Source organism: Streptomyces sp. NPDC025721 (assembly GCF_055558595.1).
In genome coordinates this window covers 69,581-84,365 of sequence record NZ_JBVHMF010000003.1, presented here as the reverse complement: position 1 = coordinate 84,365, position 14,785 = coordinate 69,581, and the positions used below count along the sequence as shown (strand labels likewise).

Annotated in this window: 14 protein-coding genes; 13 read left to right on the top strand and 1 reads right to left on the bottom strand. The window is 71.6% G+C overall.

Annotation, left to right across the window (positions count from 1 at the left end):
* Positions 1–57 precede the first annotated feature (57 nt).
* The gene (locus ACZ4EF_RS06745) at positions 58–2,292 is read right to left on the bottom strand and encodes an elongation factor G-like protein EF-G2 (RefSeq protein ID WP_467503132.1); all 2,235 of its coding nucleotides are present in this window, start codon (positions 2,290–2,292) and stop codon (positions 58–60) included.
* A gap of 286 nt (positions 2,293–2,578) precedes the next feature.
* On the opposite strand from ACZ4EF_RS06745, the gene pgsA reads away from it, so the two are divergent.
* The 13 genes from pgsA to secF all read left to right on the top strand — a co-directional run bounded on the left by pgsA (position 2,579) and on the right by secF (position 14,752).
* Positions 2,579–3,244 (top strand): phosphatidylinositol phosphate synthase, encoded by a 666-nt coding sequence (pgsA, locus tag ACZ4EF_RS06740; protein WP_402712465.1) that lies wholly within the window; start codon positions 2,579–2,581, stop codon positions 3,242–3,244.
* Positions 3,241–4,389 (top strand): phosphatidylinositol mannoside acyltransferase, encoded by a 1,149-nt coding sequence (locus ACZ4EF_RS06735; protein WP_467503130.1) that lies wholly within the window; start codon positions 3,241–3,243, stop codon positions 4,387–4,389. The genes pgsA and ACZ4EF_RS06735 overlap by 4 nt, the downstream gene beginning before the upstream one ends.
* Positions 4,386–5,546: a glycosyltransferase family 4 protein gene (locus ACZ4EF_RS06730; protein WP_355332534.1), complete on the top strand. Its 1,161-nt coding sequence runs from the start codon at positions 4,386–4,388 to the stop codon at positions 5,544–5,546. Before ACZ4EF_RS06735 ends, ACZ4EF_RS06730 begins: the two co-directional genes overlap by 4 nt.
* Positions 5,547–5,548: 2 nt before the next feature.
* The gene (locus ACZ4EF_RS06725; RefSeq protein ID WP_355332532.1) at positions 5,549–6,097 is read left to right on the top strand and encodes a LemA family protein; all 549 of its coding nucleotides are present in this window, start codon (positions 5,549–5,551) and stop codon (positions 6,095–6,097) included.
* Between the two features lie 176 nt (positions 6,098–6,273).
* Positions 6,274–7,182: a pyridoxal 5'-phosphate synthase lyase subunit PdxS gene (gene pdxS / locus ACZ4EF_RS06720; protein WP_355332529.1), complete on the top strand. Its 909-nt coding sequence runs from the start codon at positions 6,274–6,276 to the stop codon at positions 7,180–7,182.
* A gap of 7 nt (positions 7,183–7,189) precedes the next feature.
* Positions 7,190–7,783 carry a pyridoxal 5'-phosphate synthase glutaminase subunit PdxT gene (pdxT, locus tag ACZ4EF_RS06715; RefSeq protein ID WP_355332527.1) on the top strand — a complete coding sequence of 198 codons (594 nt, stop codon included), beginning with the start codon at positions 7,190–7,192 and terminating at the stop codon, positions 7,781–7,783.
* 66 nt (positions 7,784–7,849) lie between these two features.
* Positions 7,850–8,602 carry a YebC/PmpR family DNA-binding transcriptional regulator gene (locus ACZ4EF_RS06710; protein ID WP_188285213.1) on the top strand — a complete coding sequence of 251 codons (753 nt, stop codon included), beginning with the start codon at positions 7,850–7,852 and terminating at the stop codon, positions 8,600–8,602.
* Positions 8,603–8,777: 175 nt separating this feature from the next.
* Positions 8,778–9,317 (top strand): crossover junction endodeoxyribonuclease RuvC, encoded by a 540-nt coding sequence (gene ruvC / locus ACZ4EF_RS06705; RefSeq protein WP_188285212.1) that lies wholly within the window; start codon positions 8,778–8,780, stop codon positions 9,315–9,317.
* Entirely contained in the window at positions 9,314–9,925 is a 612-nt protein-coding gene (gene ruvA / locus ACZ4EF_RS06700; RefSeq protein ID WP_355332522.1) for a Holliday junction branch migration protein RuvA, read from the top strand. The genes ruvC and ruvA overlap by 4 nt, the downstream gene beginning before the upstream one ends.
* 84 nt (positions 9,926–10,009) lie before the next feature.
* Positions 10,010–11,074 carry a Holliday junction branch migration DNA helicase RuvB gene (gene ruvB, locus ACZ4EF_RS06695; RefSeq protein ID WP_355332520.1) on the top strand — a complete coding sequence of 355 codons (1,065 nt, stop codon included), beginning with the start codon at positions 10,010–10,012 and terminating at the stop codon, positions 11,072–11,074.
* Between the two features lie 163 nt (positions 11,075–11,237).
* Positions 11,238–11,711 carry a preprotein translocase subunit YajC gene (yajC, locus tag ACZ4EF_RS06690; protein WP_355332517.1) on the top strand — a complete coding sequence of 158 codons (474 nt, stop codon included), beginning with the start codon at positions 11,238–11,240 and terminating at the stop codon, positions 11,709–11,711.
* A 78-nt stretch (positions 11,712–11,789) separates the two neighbouring features.
* Positions 11,790–13,556, top strand: a complete 1,767-nt coding sequence (gene secD, locus ACZ4EF_RS06685) for a protein translocase subunit SecD (RefSeq protein WP_355332515.1) — start codon at positions 11,790–11,792, stop codon at positions 13,554–13,556.
* Positions 13,556–14,752, top strand: coding sequence for a protein translocase subunit SecF (gene secF, locus ACZ4EF_RS06680; protein ID WP_355332512.1), 1,197 nt, complete (start codon positions 13,556–13,558; stop codon positions 14,750–14,752). The genes secD and secF overlap by 1 nt, the downstream gene beginning before the upstream one ends.
* Positions 14,753–14,785 lie beyond the last annotated feature (33 nt).

Below are 14,785 nucleotides of genomic sequence, written 5' to 3'. Positions count from 1 at the left end.
GCGACTTAGCGGCGCTGTTCCGGCGTCCGCCGACGCTGATTCTCCGTCGCGCGCCCGTCATCTGCCGTGCGCGGTCGCCTCGTCCTTCTCCTCCTGCCGGCGCAGTCTCGTGGCCAGTTGGGCGGGCATCGGCTCGTGCCGCGCGTAGCGCCGGCTGAACCGGCCGGTGCCGTGCGACAGCGACCGCAGATCGACGGCGTAGCGGCCGATCTCGATCTCCGGGACCTCGGCGCGCACCACCGACCGCCCGTCTGCGGCCGGTTCGGTGCCCAGCACCCGGCCGCGCCGCCCCGACAGATCGCTCATCACCGAACCGACGTACGCGTCCGGCACCAGCACGCCGACCTCGCAGACCGGTTCCAGCAGATGGATGGGCGCGCCCGCGGCGGCCTCGCGCAGGGCGAGCGCGCCCGCGGTCTGGAAGGCGGCGTCGGAGGAGTCCACCGAGTGCGCCTTGCCGTCGGTGAGGGTGACCCGGATGTCGACCACCGAGAAGCCGAGCGCGACCCCGCGGGCGGCCTGGGTGCGGACGCCCTTCTCCACCGACGGGATGAACTGCCGCGGCACCGCCCCGCCGATCACCTTGTCCACGAACTCGATGCCGGAGCCGACCGGCAGCGGCTCCACCTGGATGTCGCAGATCGCGAACTGCCCGTGCCCGCCGGACTGTTTGACGTGCCGCCCGCGGGCCGTCACCGGCTCGCCGAAGGTCTCCCGCAGTGACACCTTGTGCGGCACCGCGTCGACCTGCACCCCGTACCGGTTGCGCAGCCGCTCCAGGGCGACGTCGGCGTGCGCCTCGCCCAGGCACCACAGGACGACCTGCCGGGTGTCCGGATTCTGTTCGAGACGCATCGTCGGGTCCTCGGCGACCAGCCGCGCCAGGCCCTGGGAGAGCTTGTCCTCGTCGGCCTTGCTGTGCGCTTCGATGGCGATCGGCAGCAGCGGGTCCGGCATCACCCACGGCTCCATCAGCAGCGGCCCGTCCTTGGCCGAGAGCGTGTCGCCGGTCTCGGCGCGGGTCAGCTTGGCCACGCACACCAGATCGCCCGCGCCCGCCGAGGGCACCGGCCGCTGGTGCTTGCCGAAGGGCGACGACAGCGCCCCGACCCGCTCGTCCACGTCGTGGTCCTCGTGCCCGCGGTCCTCCATGCCGTGGCCCGACACGTGCACCGTCTCGTCCGGCCGCAGGGTGCCGGAGAAGACCCGCACCAGACTGATCCGGCCCACGTACGGGTCCGAGGACGTCTTGACCACCTCGGCGGCCAGCGGCCCCTCCGGGTCGCAGACCAGCGCGGGGCGCCCGCCGCCGCCCGGCGTCGTGACCGGCGGCGCCTCCCGCTCCAGCGGGGTCGGGAAACCGCCGGTGATCAGCTCCAGCAGCTCCACGGTGCCCAGGCCCTGCCGGGCGCCGTCCGCGGCGGGCGCGGCGGCCAGCACCGGGTGGAAGGAGCCGCGCGCCACCGCCCGCTCCAGGTCGTCGACGAGCGTCTTGACGTCCAGTTCCTCGCCGCCGAGGTAGCGGTCCATCAAGGTCTCGTCCTCGCTCTCGGCGATGATCCCCTCGATGAGCCGGTTGCGCGCCTGCTCCACCAGCGGCGCCAGCGCCGCGTCCGGCTCGGCCTCGGCCCGCTCGCCGGACGCGTAGTCGTACACCCGCTGCGAGAGCAGCCCCGCCAGGCCCGTCACCGGGGCGTGGCCGTCGGGGCCCGCGGGCCCGTGCACCGGCAGATACAGCGGCAGCACCGAATCGGGGGAGTCGCCGCCCAGCTCCGCCGCGCACTGCGCCGCCATCTCCTCGAAACCGGCCCGCACCGACTCCAGGTGCGTCACCACGACCGCCCGCGGCATCCCGACGGCCGCGCACTCCTCCCACACCATCCGGGTCGCGCCGCCGATGCCCTCGCCGTCCTGCGCGGCCGACACGACGAACAGGGCCGCGTCCGCGGCACGCAGACCGGCCCTCAACTCCCCGACGAAATCGGCGTATCCGGGAGTGTCCAGCAAATTGACCTTGATCCCGCCCCACTCCACGGGGACGAGCGAGAGCTGTACGGAGCGCTGCTGCCGCTGCTCGATCTCGTCGTGGTCGGACACCGAGCCGCCGTCCTCGACCCGGCCCGCCCGGTTCACCGCGCCGGTGGTCAGCGCCAGCGCCTCCACCAATGTCGTCTTGCCCGATCCGCAATGGCCGACCAGCACCACATTGCGCACGTTCTCGGGGCGGTCGGCCGCCGGTGCCCTTCCGGCGGCTCCTGGCTGTGCGTCTCTCCTGTCCGCTGCACCACCCACGCGTTCTCGCCTCCCGGTCCTCACTGCACGGACCGCGCCCTCGGTGGGGGGCGCGTCACAGGGGCGCCACGGGAGACCGCTCCACGCACAGGCGGCCTCGACGACGCCCGCGGTCTTTCGACCTTCCCACGGCCGTCCGGGTGCGTCCATACGTCGTACGCCGGGCCGCCGCCCCCGCCGCTCCGGCACGGCCTGGGACATCCGGTGCGCGCGGGCTGGCTACGATGGGCCATCCGGCTGCCGCTCCGGCCGCCGTGACACCATCCTCCGACCTGTCGGGAAGGCCATGCTGAACAAGTACGCGCGTGCGTTCTTCACGCGTGTTCTCACGCCGTTCGCCGCATTTCTGCTCCGCAAGGGGGTCAGCCCCGACGCGGTGACCCTGCTCGGCACCGCGGGTGTCATGGCGGGCGCACTGGCCTTCTATCCCAGGGGCGAGTTCTTCTGGGGCACCGTGGTGATCACGCTCTTCGTCTTCTCCGACCTGGTGGACGGCAACATGGCCCGCCAGGCCGGGGTCTCCAGCCGCTGGGGCGCCTTCCTCGACTCGACCCTCGACCGGGTCGCCGACGCGGGCATCTTCGGCGGACTCGCCATGTGGTACGCGGGCCGCGGCGACGACCTCGTGCTGTGCGCGGTGACGATCTTCTGCCTGGCCAGCGGCCAGGTGGTGTCCTACACCAAGGCGCGCGGCGAGGCGATCGGCCTGCCGGTGAACGTCAACGGCCTGGTCGAGCGCGCCGAGCGCCTGGTGATCACGCTGACCCTGTGCGGCTTCGCCGGACTGCACAAATTCGGCGTCCCCGGCATCCAGTACCTGCTGCCGATCGCCCTGTGGGCGGTCGCCGCGGGCAGCCTGGTCACCCTCGTCCAGCGGGTCGTCACCGTACGCCGCGAGTCCGCGGAGGCCGACGCCGCAGCCGCCGCCGCGGGGCAGGGGAGCAGCGCGTGAGCGAGGACGCCTCCCGGGCCGCGCGGCTCAGGGGGAGCCTCGCCGACGGGCTCTACGGGCTCGGCTGGAGCGCGGTCAAGACGCTGCCGGAACCGGCCGCCCGAGCGCTCGGCCGCGCCATCGCGGACGTCACGTGGCGGCAGCGCGGCAAGGGCGTCCGACGCCTCGAGGCCAACCTGGTCCGGGTCGTGCCGGACGCCGACGAGGCACGGCTGCGCGCGCTGTCGCGCTCGGTCATGCGGTCCTACCTGCGCTACTGGATGGAGTCCTTCCGGCTCCCGGCCTGGAGCAAGGACCGCATCCGCGGCGGCTTCGACCCCGCGGACGTCCACTACCTGACCGACGGCCTCGCCGCCGGGCGCGGCGTCATCCTGGCGCTGCCGCACATGGCCAACTACGACCTGGCCGGCGCCTGGGTGACCACCGCGCTCGACACCCCCTTCACCACCGTCGCCGAGCGCCTGAAGCCCGAGACGCTGTACGACCGCTTCGTCGCCTACCGCGAGAGCCTGGGCATGGAGGTGCTGCCGCACACCGGCGGCGCCGCCTTCGGCACCCTGGCCCGGCGGCTGCGGTCCGGCGGCCTGGTCTGCCTGGTCGCCGACCGCGACCTGTCGGCCAGCGGCGTCGAGGTCGACTTCTTCGGCGAGCGCACCCGGCTGCCCGCGGGCCCGGCCATGCTCGCCCAGCAGACCGGAGCGCTGCTGCTCCCCGTCACCCTCTGGTATGACGAGTCGCCCGTCATGCGCGGCCGTGTCCACCCGCCGGTCGAGGTCCCCGCGACCGGCGACCGTACGTCCAAGACGGCCGCGATGACGCAGCGACTGGCCGACGCGTACGCCTCCGGCATCGCCGAGCACCCCGAGGACTGGCACATGCTGCAACGCCTGTGGCTGTCCGACCTCGAACCCCGCCCCGAACCCCCGGCGGGCGGCGCCGACACGGCGGGGGAGAGCGCGGGAGCAACGGCGGAGGGCACGTCCGGCGTCTCCCCGCGGGGCGGCCCGGGCACGGCCGCGGCCGAAGGCGCCGGTAGGGCCGACGGCACGGCCGGCGCCCACAGCACGGCCGGCACGGACGGCCCGTCGGGCGCGGGCGGTACGGCCGGCGGCCCACCTGACCACTCCGGAACGGAGAAAACGTGAGGATCGGGATCGTCTGCCCGTACTCCTGGGACGTCCCCGGCGGCGTCCAGTTCCACATCCGCGACCTCGCCGAGCACCTGATCGGCCTCGGCCACGAGGTCTCCGTGCTCGCCCCCGCCGACGACGAGACACCGCTGCCGCCGTACGTGGTGTCGGCGGGCCGCGCCGTGCCGGTCCCGTACAACGGCTCGGTCGCCCGGCTCAACTTCGGCTTCCTGTCCGCCGCCCGGGTCCGCCGCTGGCTGCACGACGGCAACTTCGACGTCATCCACATCCACGAACCCGCCTCGCCCTCGCTCGGCCTGCTGGCCTGCTGGGCGGCGCAGGGCCCGATCGTGGCCACCTTCCACACCTCCAACCCGCGGTCGCGGGCGATGATCGCCGCGTACCCGATCCTGCAACCCGCGCTGGAGAAGATCAGGGCCCGGATCGCGGTCAGCGAGTACGCCCGCCGCACCCTCGTCGAGCACCTGGGCGGCGACGCGGTCGTCATCCCCAACGGCGTCGACGTGGACTTCTTCGCGCGGGCCGAGCCCAAGAAGGAGTGGCAGGGCGGCACGATCGGCTTCATCGGGCGGATCGACGAGCCGCGCAAGGGCCTGCCCGTGCTGATCCGGGCACTGCCGAAGATCCTCGCCGAGCGGCCCGGCACCCGGCTGCTGGTCGCGGGCCGCGGCGACGAGGAGGAGGCCGTCGAGTCGCTGCCCGAGGCGATGCGCGACCGGGTCGAATTCCTCGGCATGGTCAGCGACGAGGACAAGGCGCGGCTGCTGCGCAGCGTCGACGTCTACGTGGCGCCCAACACCGGCGGCGAGTCGTTCGGGATCATCCTGGTCGAGGCGATGTCGGCGGGCGCCGCCGTGCTCGCCAGCGACCTCGACGCCTTCGCGCAGGTCCTCGACCAGGGCGCGGCGGGCGAACTCTTCGCCAACGAGGACGCCGACGCGCTCGCCGCCGCCGCCCTGCGGCTGCTCGGCGACCCCGCCCGCCGTACCGAACTGCGCACCCGCGGCAGCGCCCATGTGCGGCGTTTCGACTGGTCGGTGGTCGGCGGTGACATCCTGTCCGTCTACGAGACCGTCACCGACGGCGCCGCGCATGTCGCCGCGGACGAACGCACCAGCCTTCGGGCGAGATTCGGCCTGGCAAGGGACTGACAGTGACCACCATCATCTGGGTCGCGGTCGCGATCGTCGCGATCGGCCTCTACCTGAGCTGGACGGCCGGGCGCCTCGACCGCCTGCACGCCCGGATCGACGCGGCGCGCGCCGCCCTGGACGCGCAACTGCTGCGCCGCGCCTCGGTCGCCCAGGAACTGGCCACGGCCGGTGTACTGGACCCGGCCGCGTCGATCGTGCTGTACGAGTCCGCGCACGCCGCCCGGCAGGCCGAACCGGAGCAGCGGGAGGTCGCCGAGAGCGAGCTGAGCCAGGCGCTGCGCGCGGTCTTCTCCGAGCCGGGCGCGGTCGCCGAGATCGGGGAGGCGCCGGGCGGCACCGAGGCGATCAAGGAGCTGACCCAGTCGGTACGGCGGGTGCCGATGGCCCGGCGCTTCCACAACGACGCGGTCCGCGCCGCGCGGGCGGTCCGCAGACACCGCGTGGTGCGCTGGTTCCGGCTCGCGGGCCACGCACCCTTCCCGCTGGCCTTCGAGATGGACGACGAGCCGCCGGTGCCGCTCACGGCGGACGGCGCCGGGTCGCACTGAACGCCCCGGCACCACGGAGCGCACCGGCACCCGCCGGACACACCGATCCGCGCGGGCCACACGGCCACCCGCCGGCCCGCGGGGAGCCACCGCGGCGGAATTGGCCCTTTCCCGCCCCCGGCGACCGGCCGGACCATGGAGAAAAGCCACCGATTTCGTCAGCGAGTGAGGTCACCGTGTCCACCAGCCCCTCCGCCACCACCCCCGAGACCGGCACCGCACGCGTCAAGCGCGGTATGGCCGAGCAGCTCAAGGGCGGCGTGATCATGGATGTCGTCACCCCGGAGCAGGCGAAGATCGCCGAGGACGCGGGCGCCGTCGCCGTCATGGCACTGGAGCGGGTTCCGGCCGACATCCGCGCGCAGGGCGGCGTGGCCCGGATGTCCGACCCGGACATGATCGAGGGCATCATCAACGCGGTGTCCATCCCCGTGATGGCCAAGTCCCGGATCGGCCACTTCGTCGAGGCCCAGGTCCTCCAGGCGCTCGGCGTCGACTACATCGACGAGTCCGAGGTGCTGACCCCCGCCGACGAGGTCAACCACTCCGACAAGTGGGCCTACACCACCCCCTTCGTCTGCGGCGCCACCAACCTCGGCGAGGCCCTGCGCCGGATCGCCGAGGGCGCGGCCATGATCCGCTCCAAGGGCGAGGCCGGCACCGGCAACGTGGTCGAGGCCGTCCGCCACCTGCGCCAGATCAAGGGCGAGATCTCCCGCCTCAAGGGCCTGGACAACAACGAGCTGTACGCCGCCGCCAAGGACCTGCGCGCCCCGTACGAGCTGGTCAAGGAGGTGTCGGTGCTGGGCAAGCTGCCCGTCGTGCTGTTCTCCGCGGGCGGTGTGGCCACCCCGGCCGACGCCGCGCTGATGCGCCAGCTCGGCGCCGAGGGCGTCTTCGTCGGCTCCGGCATCTTCAAGTCCGGCGACCCGGCCAAGCGCGCCGCCGCGATCGTCCGCGCCACCACCTTCTTCGACGACCCGAAGGTCATCGCGGACGCCTCCCGCAACCTCGGCGAGGCCATGGTCGGCATCAACATCGACACCCTCCCGGAGTCCGAGCACTACGCCAACCGCGGCTGGTAAGGCGACGATGACCAGCTCTCCCACGATCGGCGTCCTGGCACTCCAGGGCGACGTCCGGGAGCATCTGACGGCACTGGCCGCGGCGGACGCCGCGGCCGGTCCCGTCCGGCGCCCGGAGGAACTGGCCGGAATCGACGGCCTGGTGATACCCGGCGGCGAGTCCACCACCATCTCCAAGCTCGCCGTGCTCTTCGGCCTGATGGAACCGCTGCGCGAGGCGATCCGCGGCGGCCTGCCGGTCTACGGCACCTGCGCGGGACTGATCATGCTCGCCGACAAGATCCTCGACCCCAGGTCCGGCCAGGAGACCTTCGGCGGCATCGACATGATCGTCCGCCGCAACGCCTTCGGCAGGCAGAACGAGTCCTTCGAAGCGGTCGTCGACGTCACGGGCGTCGAGGGCGGCCCGGTCGAGGGCGTCTTCATCCGCGCGCCGTGGGTCGAGTCGGTGGGTGCGGACGTGGAGGTGCTCGCCGAGTACGGTGGCCACATCGTCGCCGTCCGTCAGCGCAATGTGCTCGCCACGTCGTTCCACCCCGAACTGACCGGCGACCACCGGGTCCATGAATTCTTCGTGGACACTGTGCGCGCGGCGGGCTGACCGGATCCCGGTAGGATCGACGGCGCGACGAAAGACAGCATTTGGTGACGCGAAGGAGACAGTCGGATGTCCGGCCACTCTAAATGGGCTACGACCAAGCACAAGAAGGCCGTGATCGATGCCAAGCGCGGCAAGCTCTTCGCGAAGCTGATCAAGAACATCGAGGTCGCGGCGCGGACCGGTGGCGCCGACCCGGACGGCAACCCGACGCTGTTCGACGCCATCCAGAAGGCGAAGAAGAGCTCGGTACCGAACAAGAACATCGACAGCGCGGTCAAGCGCGGCGCCGGTCTCGAAGCCGGTGGCGCCGACTACCAGACGATCATGTACGAGGGCTACGGTCCCAACGGTGTCGCCGTGCTCATCGAGTGCCTGACCGACAACCGCAACCGCGCCGCGTCCGACGTGCGGGTGGCCATGACCCGCAACGGCGGCTCGATGGCCGATCCGGGCTCGGTGTCGTACCTGTTCAACCGCAAGGGCGTGGTGATCGTCCCCAAGGCTGAGCTGGGCGAGGACGACGTGCTGGACGCGGTGCTCGACGCGGGCGCCGAGGAGGTCAACGACCTCGGTGAGTCCTTCGAGGTGATCAGCGAGGCCACCGACCTGGTGCCGGTCCGCAAGGCGCTCCAGGAGGCCGGGATCGACTACGACTCGGCCGACGCCAACTTCCTGCCCACCATGCAGGTGGAGCTGGACGAGGACGGCGCGCGCAAGATCTTCAAGCTCATCGACGCGCTGGAGGACAGCGACGACGTGCAGAACGTCTTCGCCAACTTCGACGTCTCCGACGAGGTCATGGAGAAGGTCGACGCCTGAGCCGCGCTCAGGCGGTGACGCCGGGGCCGCGCGCGAGCGGACCCTGACGGACGGTCAGCCGGAGGGGCCGACGGGACACACCCCGTCGGCCCCTCCGCTGTTTGTCGGCCCCAACCGATAACCTGCACGAACAGGTTGGCGAAGACGGCGGCTGACGGGCGCGGAAGGGGGCGGCATGCGAGTGCTCGGCGTGGACCCGGGTCTGACCCGGTGCGGCATCGGAGTGGTGGACGGCGTTCCCGGACGCCCGCTGACGATGGTCGGCGTCGGCGTCGTACGCACCCCGGCCGACGCGGAGATCGGCGACCGGCTCGTCCTGATCGAGCGCGGCATCGAGGAGTGGCTCGACGAACACCGCCCGGAGGCGGTCGCCGTGGAGCGGGTCTTCAGCCAGCACAATGTGCGCACCGTGATGGGCACCGCCCAGGCGAGCGCGGTCGCCATGCTGTGCGCCGCCCGCCGCGGCCTGCCCGTCCACCTGCACACCCCCAGCGAGGTCAAGGCGGCCGTCACCGGCAGCGGCCGGGCCGACAAGGCGCAGGTCGGCGCGATGGTGACCCGGCTGCTGCGGCTCGACGCCCCGCCGAAACCGGCCGACGCCGCCGACGCGCTGGCACTGGCCATCTGTCACATCTGGCGCGGCGCCGCCACCAACCGCCTCCAGCAGGCCATCGCCGCCCACCGCCCCGTACGACCCCAGGAGTCCGCCAAGTGATCGCCTTCGTCAGCGGCCAGGTCGCCGCGCTCGCCCCCGACACCGCGGTCATCGAGGTCGGCGGCGTGGGCATGGCCGTCCAGTGCGCCCCGAACACCCTGGCCGCGCTGCGGATCGGCCAGCCCGCCAAGCTCGCCACCTCCCTGGTGGTCCGCGAGGACTCCCTCACCCTCTACGGCTTCGCGGACGAGGACGAGCGGCAGGTCTTCGAACTGCTCCAGACCGTCAGCGGAGTCGGCCCCAGGCTCGCCCAGACGATGCTCGCCGTGCACACCCCGGACGCGTTGCGCTCCGCGGTCGCGGTCGGCGACGAGAAGGCGCTGACCGCGGTGCCCGGCATCGGCAAGAAGGGAGCGCAGCGGCTGCTCCTGGAGCTGAAGGACCGGCTGGGCGAACCGGTCGGCTCCGGCGCGGACCGGGGAATCGGCAGCCCGGTCGGCGACTCCTGGCGCGAGCAGCTGCACGCCGCGCTGCTCAGCCTCGGCTACGCCACCCGCGAGGCCGACGAGGCGGTCGCCGCCGTCACCCCGCAGGCCGAGGCCGAGCGGGAGCCGAACGTCGGCGCGCTGCTGCGCGCGGCCCTCCAGACCCTCAACCGCACCCGCTGACCGCCCTGTTGACGCCGCCGGCCGCACCCGTACCGGTGACGCCGGTCCGTACCGCCGACCCCACACCGACCCGAGAGACCAACCATGAACTGGGACGACGCCACCGACGAGCGGCCGGAGCGACTGGTCGGCGCCACCGCCGACCATGAGGACCAGGCGGTCGAGGCGGCGCTGCGCCCCAAGGACCTGGGGGAGTTCATCGGGCAGGAGCGCGTACGGCAGCAGCTCGACCTGGTGCTCAGGGCCGCCCGCCAGCGCCAGGGCACCGCGGACCACGTCCTGCTCTCCGGCGCCCCCGGCCTCGGCAAGACGACGCTGTCGATGATCATCGCGGCCGAGATGGGCGTGCCCATCCGGATCACCTCGGGACCCGCCATCCAGCACGCGGGCGACCTCGCCGCGATCCTGTCCTCGCTCCAGGAGGGCGAGGTGCTCTTCCTCGACGAGATCCACCGGATGTCACGGCCCGCCGAGGAAATGCTCTACATGGCGATGGAGGACTACCGGGTCGACGTGATCGTCGGCAAGGGCCCCGGCGCGACCGCGATCCCGCTGGAACTGCCGCCCTTCACCCTGGTCGGCGCCACCACCAGGGCCGGACTGCTGCCGCCCCCGCTGCGCGACCGCTTCGGCTTCACCGGCCACATGGAGTTCTACGCCCCCGCCGAACTGGAGAAGGTCATCCGCCGCTCCTCCGGGCTGCTGGACGTCGAGGTCGCCGACGACGGCGCCGCCGAGATCGCCGGACGCTCCCGCGGCACCCCCCGGATCGCCAACCGGCTGCTGCGCCGGGTCCGCGACTACGCCCAGGTCAGGGCGGACGGTGTGATCAGCCGGGAGATCGCCGCCAAGGCGCTGGAGGTCTACGAGGTGGACGAGCGCGGTCTCGACCGGCTGGACCGGGCCGTGCTCCAGGCGCTGCTGAAGCTCTTCGGCGGCGGGCCCGTCGGCCTGTCCACGCTCGCCGTCGCGGTCGGCGAGGAGCGCGAGACCGTCGAGGAGGTCGCCGAGCCGTTCCTCGTCAGGGAGGGCCTGCTGGCCCGGACACCGCGCGGCCGGGTGGCCACGCCCGCGGCCTGGACGCACCTCGGTCTGGTACCGCCGCACAATCCCGCCGGACCCGGACAGAGCGGGTTGTTCGGACCCTGACCGCCGATAGACTCGCCCCTTCAGGAACCCCAGTGCCATGCTTGGCGTTGTTCAGGCGGCGAGCCAGCGCTTAGACTCCGCCGACGCCCTTCCTCCGGATCGGCACCCACATCCCGAAACCCAGGCCAGCCCCACGTTGGCCGTGCGAAGGAACGTCCAGACCGTGAGTATCGTCACTCTCCTCCCCTTGGTCCTGATTGTTGGCGTCATGTTCATGATGACGCGCTCGGCCAAGAACAAGCAGCGCCAGGCACTGACCATGCGGAACCAGATGGAGCCCGGATCGGGCGTCCGCACGATCGGTGGCATGTACGCCGTGGTCAAGGAAGTGAACGAGGAGACGGTCCTCCTTGAGCTGACGGACGGGGTGCACGCACACTTCGCGAAGAACGCCATCGGCGCCGTGCTGGCCGAAGAGGAGTTCAACCGGATCGTGCACGGCATCGAGCCGGAGGAGATCGAGCACGACGACACCGAGGACACCGAAGGCGACGTCACCGCCGACGCGGCTTCCGGGGATGCCGCTGCGACGGACGACGTCAAGAAGGACGCCAAGGACTCGGGCGAGCACCGCATCGATCTGAGCAAGACCGAGGACGCGCCGGGGCAGGACGGCCCCGACTCCACGTCCAAGTAAGGGTCCGGCTCTCACAACTTCGTGGCCACCCCATGAGCGTGCAGGCTCAGGGGCGGTAGGACAGGGAGAATCAAGAAGGTGGCAGCAGCCAACAAGGGCCGCAGGCCGTCCCCGGGGAGTCAGGGATACCCCGGGCGCGCTCTGGCCGTGATCGTGATCGCCCTGGTGGCGCTGACCGGAGGAATGTTCCTCTCCGGCAACACCACTCCCCGACTGGGCATCGACCTGGCCGGCGGTGTCAGCATCACGCTGACCGCCAAGGCGGACCAGGGGAACGCGGTCACCAAGTCCAATATGAACACGGCGGTCAGCATCATCAACCGCCGTGTCAACGGACTCGGTGTCTCCGAGGCGGAGGTGCAGACCCAGGGATCGAACAACATCATCGTCAACATCCCCAAGGGCACCAACGCCGCCCAGGCCGAGCAGCAGGTGGGCACCACCGCGCAGCTCGCCTTCCGCCAGGTGCTGACCGCCGCGGACGGCAACCCGGCCACGGCCGCGCCCAAGCCCTCGGCCAGCCCCTCGGCCTCCGGCGGTACGACGCCGAAGCCGAGCGGCACGCCCAGCGCGACTGGCACCCCGAAGGCCACCGGGAGCACCACGTCCAGTCCGCAGGGCCGCGCCGTCACCGACGCGCTGAAGTCGAGTGTGAACAAGGCGCCGACACCGACGCCCACCGCGACGCCCAGCAACCCGGCGACCACGCCCGGCACGGGCGCCGCCGACCTGTCGATCCCCGCCGACCTCCAGGCGAAGCTCGACAAGCTCGACTGCACCGACCCCACGCAGCGCACCGCGGCCAGCAAGGGCACCAAGCCCGGTGACAAGGTCGTCGCCTGCGGTCAGCAGGGCAACCAGTGGATCAAGTACGCGCTCGGCCCGACGCTGATCGACGGCAAGCGCGTCTCCGGCGCCAGCGCGAACTTCGACTCGCAGCAGGGCAACGGCTGGGTCGTCAACCTGACGTTCGACTCCAAGGGCGCCAGCCAGTTCACCAAGGTCACCGGCGACCTCGCCTCCCAGGCCCAGCCGAACAACCAGTTCGCGATCGACCTGGACGGCAACGTCGTCTCGGCCCCGTCGGTCTCCCAGGCCCTGCCCGGCGGCAGCGCCCAGATCTCCGGCAGCTTCACCCAGAAGTCCGCCGAGGACCTGGCGAACGTGCTGAAGTACGGCTCGCTGCCCCTGGCGTTCTCCATCCAGGACACGACCACGGTCTCTCCCGCCCTCGGCGGCGAGCAGCTCCGCGGCGGTCTGATCGCCGGCGCCGTCGGCCTCGTCCTGGTCGTGCTCTACATGTTCGCCTACTACCGCGGACTGAGCCTGGTGGCGCTCGCGAGCCTCGTGGTCTCGGGCGCGCTCACCTACACGATCATGTGTCTGCTCGGTGAGGCGATCGGCTTCGCCCTGAACCTGCCCGCGGTCTGTGGTGCCATCGTCGCCATCGGTATCACCGCCGACTCGTTCATCGTCTTCTTCGAACGGATCAGGGACGAGCTCCGTGAGGGCCGCTCGCTGCAACCCGCGGTCGCCCGCGGCTGGCCGCGCGCCCGGCGCACCATCCTGGTGTCGGACTTCGTGTCCTTCCTCGCCGCCGCCGTGCTGTTCACCGTGACGGTCGGCAAGGTCCAGGGCTTCGCGTTCACGCTCGGTCTCACCACCGTGCTCGACGTCGTCGTGGTGTTCTTGTTCACCAAGCCGCTGATGACGATCCTCGCCCGTCGCCCGTTCTTCGCTCAGGGCCACAGGTGGTCCGGTCTCGATCCCAAGGCGCTCGGCGTGAAGGCGCCGCTGCGTCGGAGCGTCCGCCACAACCGGCCCACCGAGACGAAGGAAGCCTGATGTCCAAGCTCAGCAATCTCGGTCACCGGCTGCACCGCGGCGAGATCGCGTACGACTTCGTCGGCCACCGCAAGATCTGGTACGGCGTATCGATCCTGATCACGGTCGTCGCCGCGGTCGGCCTGGTGGTCAACGGCCTCAAGCTCGGCATCGAGTTCTCCGGCGGCGCGGACTTCACCACGGCCAAGACCTCCATCTCGGTCGCGGACGCGCAGAGCAAGATCGAGGGCCACACCGCCGGCCACGACGCGACGATCCAGAAGCTGGGCAGCGGAAAGCTCCGCATCCAGGTCAGCGACATCTCCACCGAGGCGTCCAAGTCCGTCCAGCAGAACATCTCCAAGGAACTGGGCATCCCGCTCAAGGACATCGACGCGCAGATCGTCGGTCCGAGCTGGGGCAAGGAGATCTCCCACAAGGCCCTTCAGGGTCTGATCATCTTCCTGGTGCTGGTGGTCGCCTATCTGGCCATCGCCTTCGAATGGCGCAAGGCCGTCGCGGCACTGATCGCCCTGCTCCACGACCTCACGATCACGGTCGGTGTCTACGCCATCGTGGGCTTCGAGGTCACACCGGGCACGGTGATCGGTCTGCTCACCATCCTCGGTTACTCCCTCTACGACACCGTCGTCGTCTTCGACGGTCTGAAGGAGTCCACCAAGGACATCACCAAGCAGAACAGGTACACCTACAGCGAGATCGCCAACCGCAGCCTCAACGGCACCCTGGTGCGGTCGATCAACACCACGGTCGTCGCCCTGCTGCCGGTCGGCGCGCTGCTCTTCATCGGTGGCGGCATCCTCGGCGCGGGCATGCTCAACGACATCGCGCTCGCGCTGTTCGTCGGCCTCACCGCCGGTGCGTACTCCTCGATCTTCATCGCGACCCCGATCGTCGCGGACCTCAAGGAGCGCGACCCGGCGATGAAGCAGGTCCGCAAGCGGGTGCTCGCCCGCCGGGCCTCCGACGCCACGAAGGCCGCCGAGGCGGCCGCCCGCGGCGAGGAGCCCGCCGACCCCGAGGACGGGGACGGGGACGACGACGACCAGGCGGAAGCCGCAGCGGCCGGCGCCGGTGTGGTGGGCCCGCGGGCCCAGGGCACCGCCCCGGGCAGCCGTTCCGGCGGCACGCGCGGCGCGTCCGCCAACCGCGGCACCCGCGGTGGCCGCAACCGCCCCTCGGGCAAGCGGCGCTGACCGTGAATCGCCGCCGCCCGGTCGACACCGACC

Coding starts and splice junctions, on each gene's coding strand:
- pgsA (WP_402712465.1), top strand. CDS start 2,579: ATGCTGAACAAGTACGCGCGTGCGTTCTTCACGCGTGTTCTCACGCCG.
- pdxT (WP_355332527.1), top strand. CDS start 7,190: ATGACCAGCTCTCCCACGATCGGCGTCCTGGCACTCCAGGGCGACGTC.
- ACZ4EF_RS06710 (WP_188285213.1), top strand. CDS start 7,850: ATGTCCGGCCACTCTAAATGGGCTACGACCAAGCACAAGAAGGCCGTG.
- ruvC (WP_188285212.1), top strand. CDS start 8,778: ATGCGAGTGCTCGGCGTGGACCCGGGTCTGACCCGGTGCGGCATCGGA.
- ruvB (WP_355332520.1), top strand. CDS start 10,010: ATGAACTGGGACGACGCCACCGACGAGCGGCCGGAGCGACTGGTCGGC.
- secF (WP_355332512.1), top strand. CDS start 13,556: ATGTCCAAGCTCAGCAATCTCGGTCACCGGCTGCACCGCGGCGAGATC.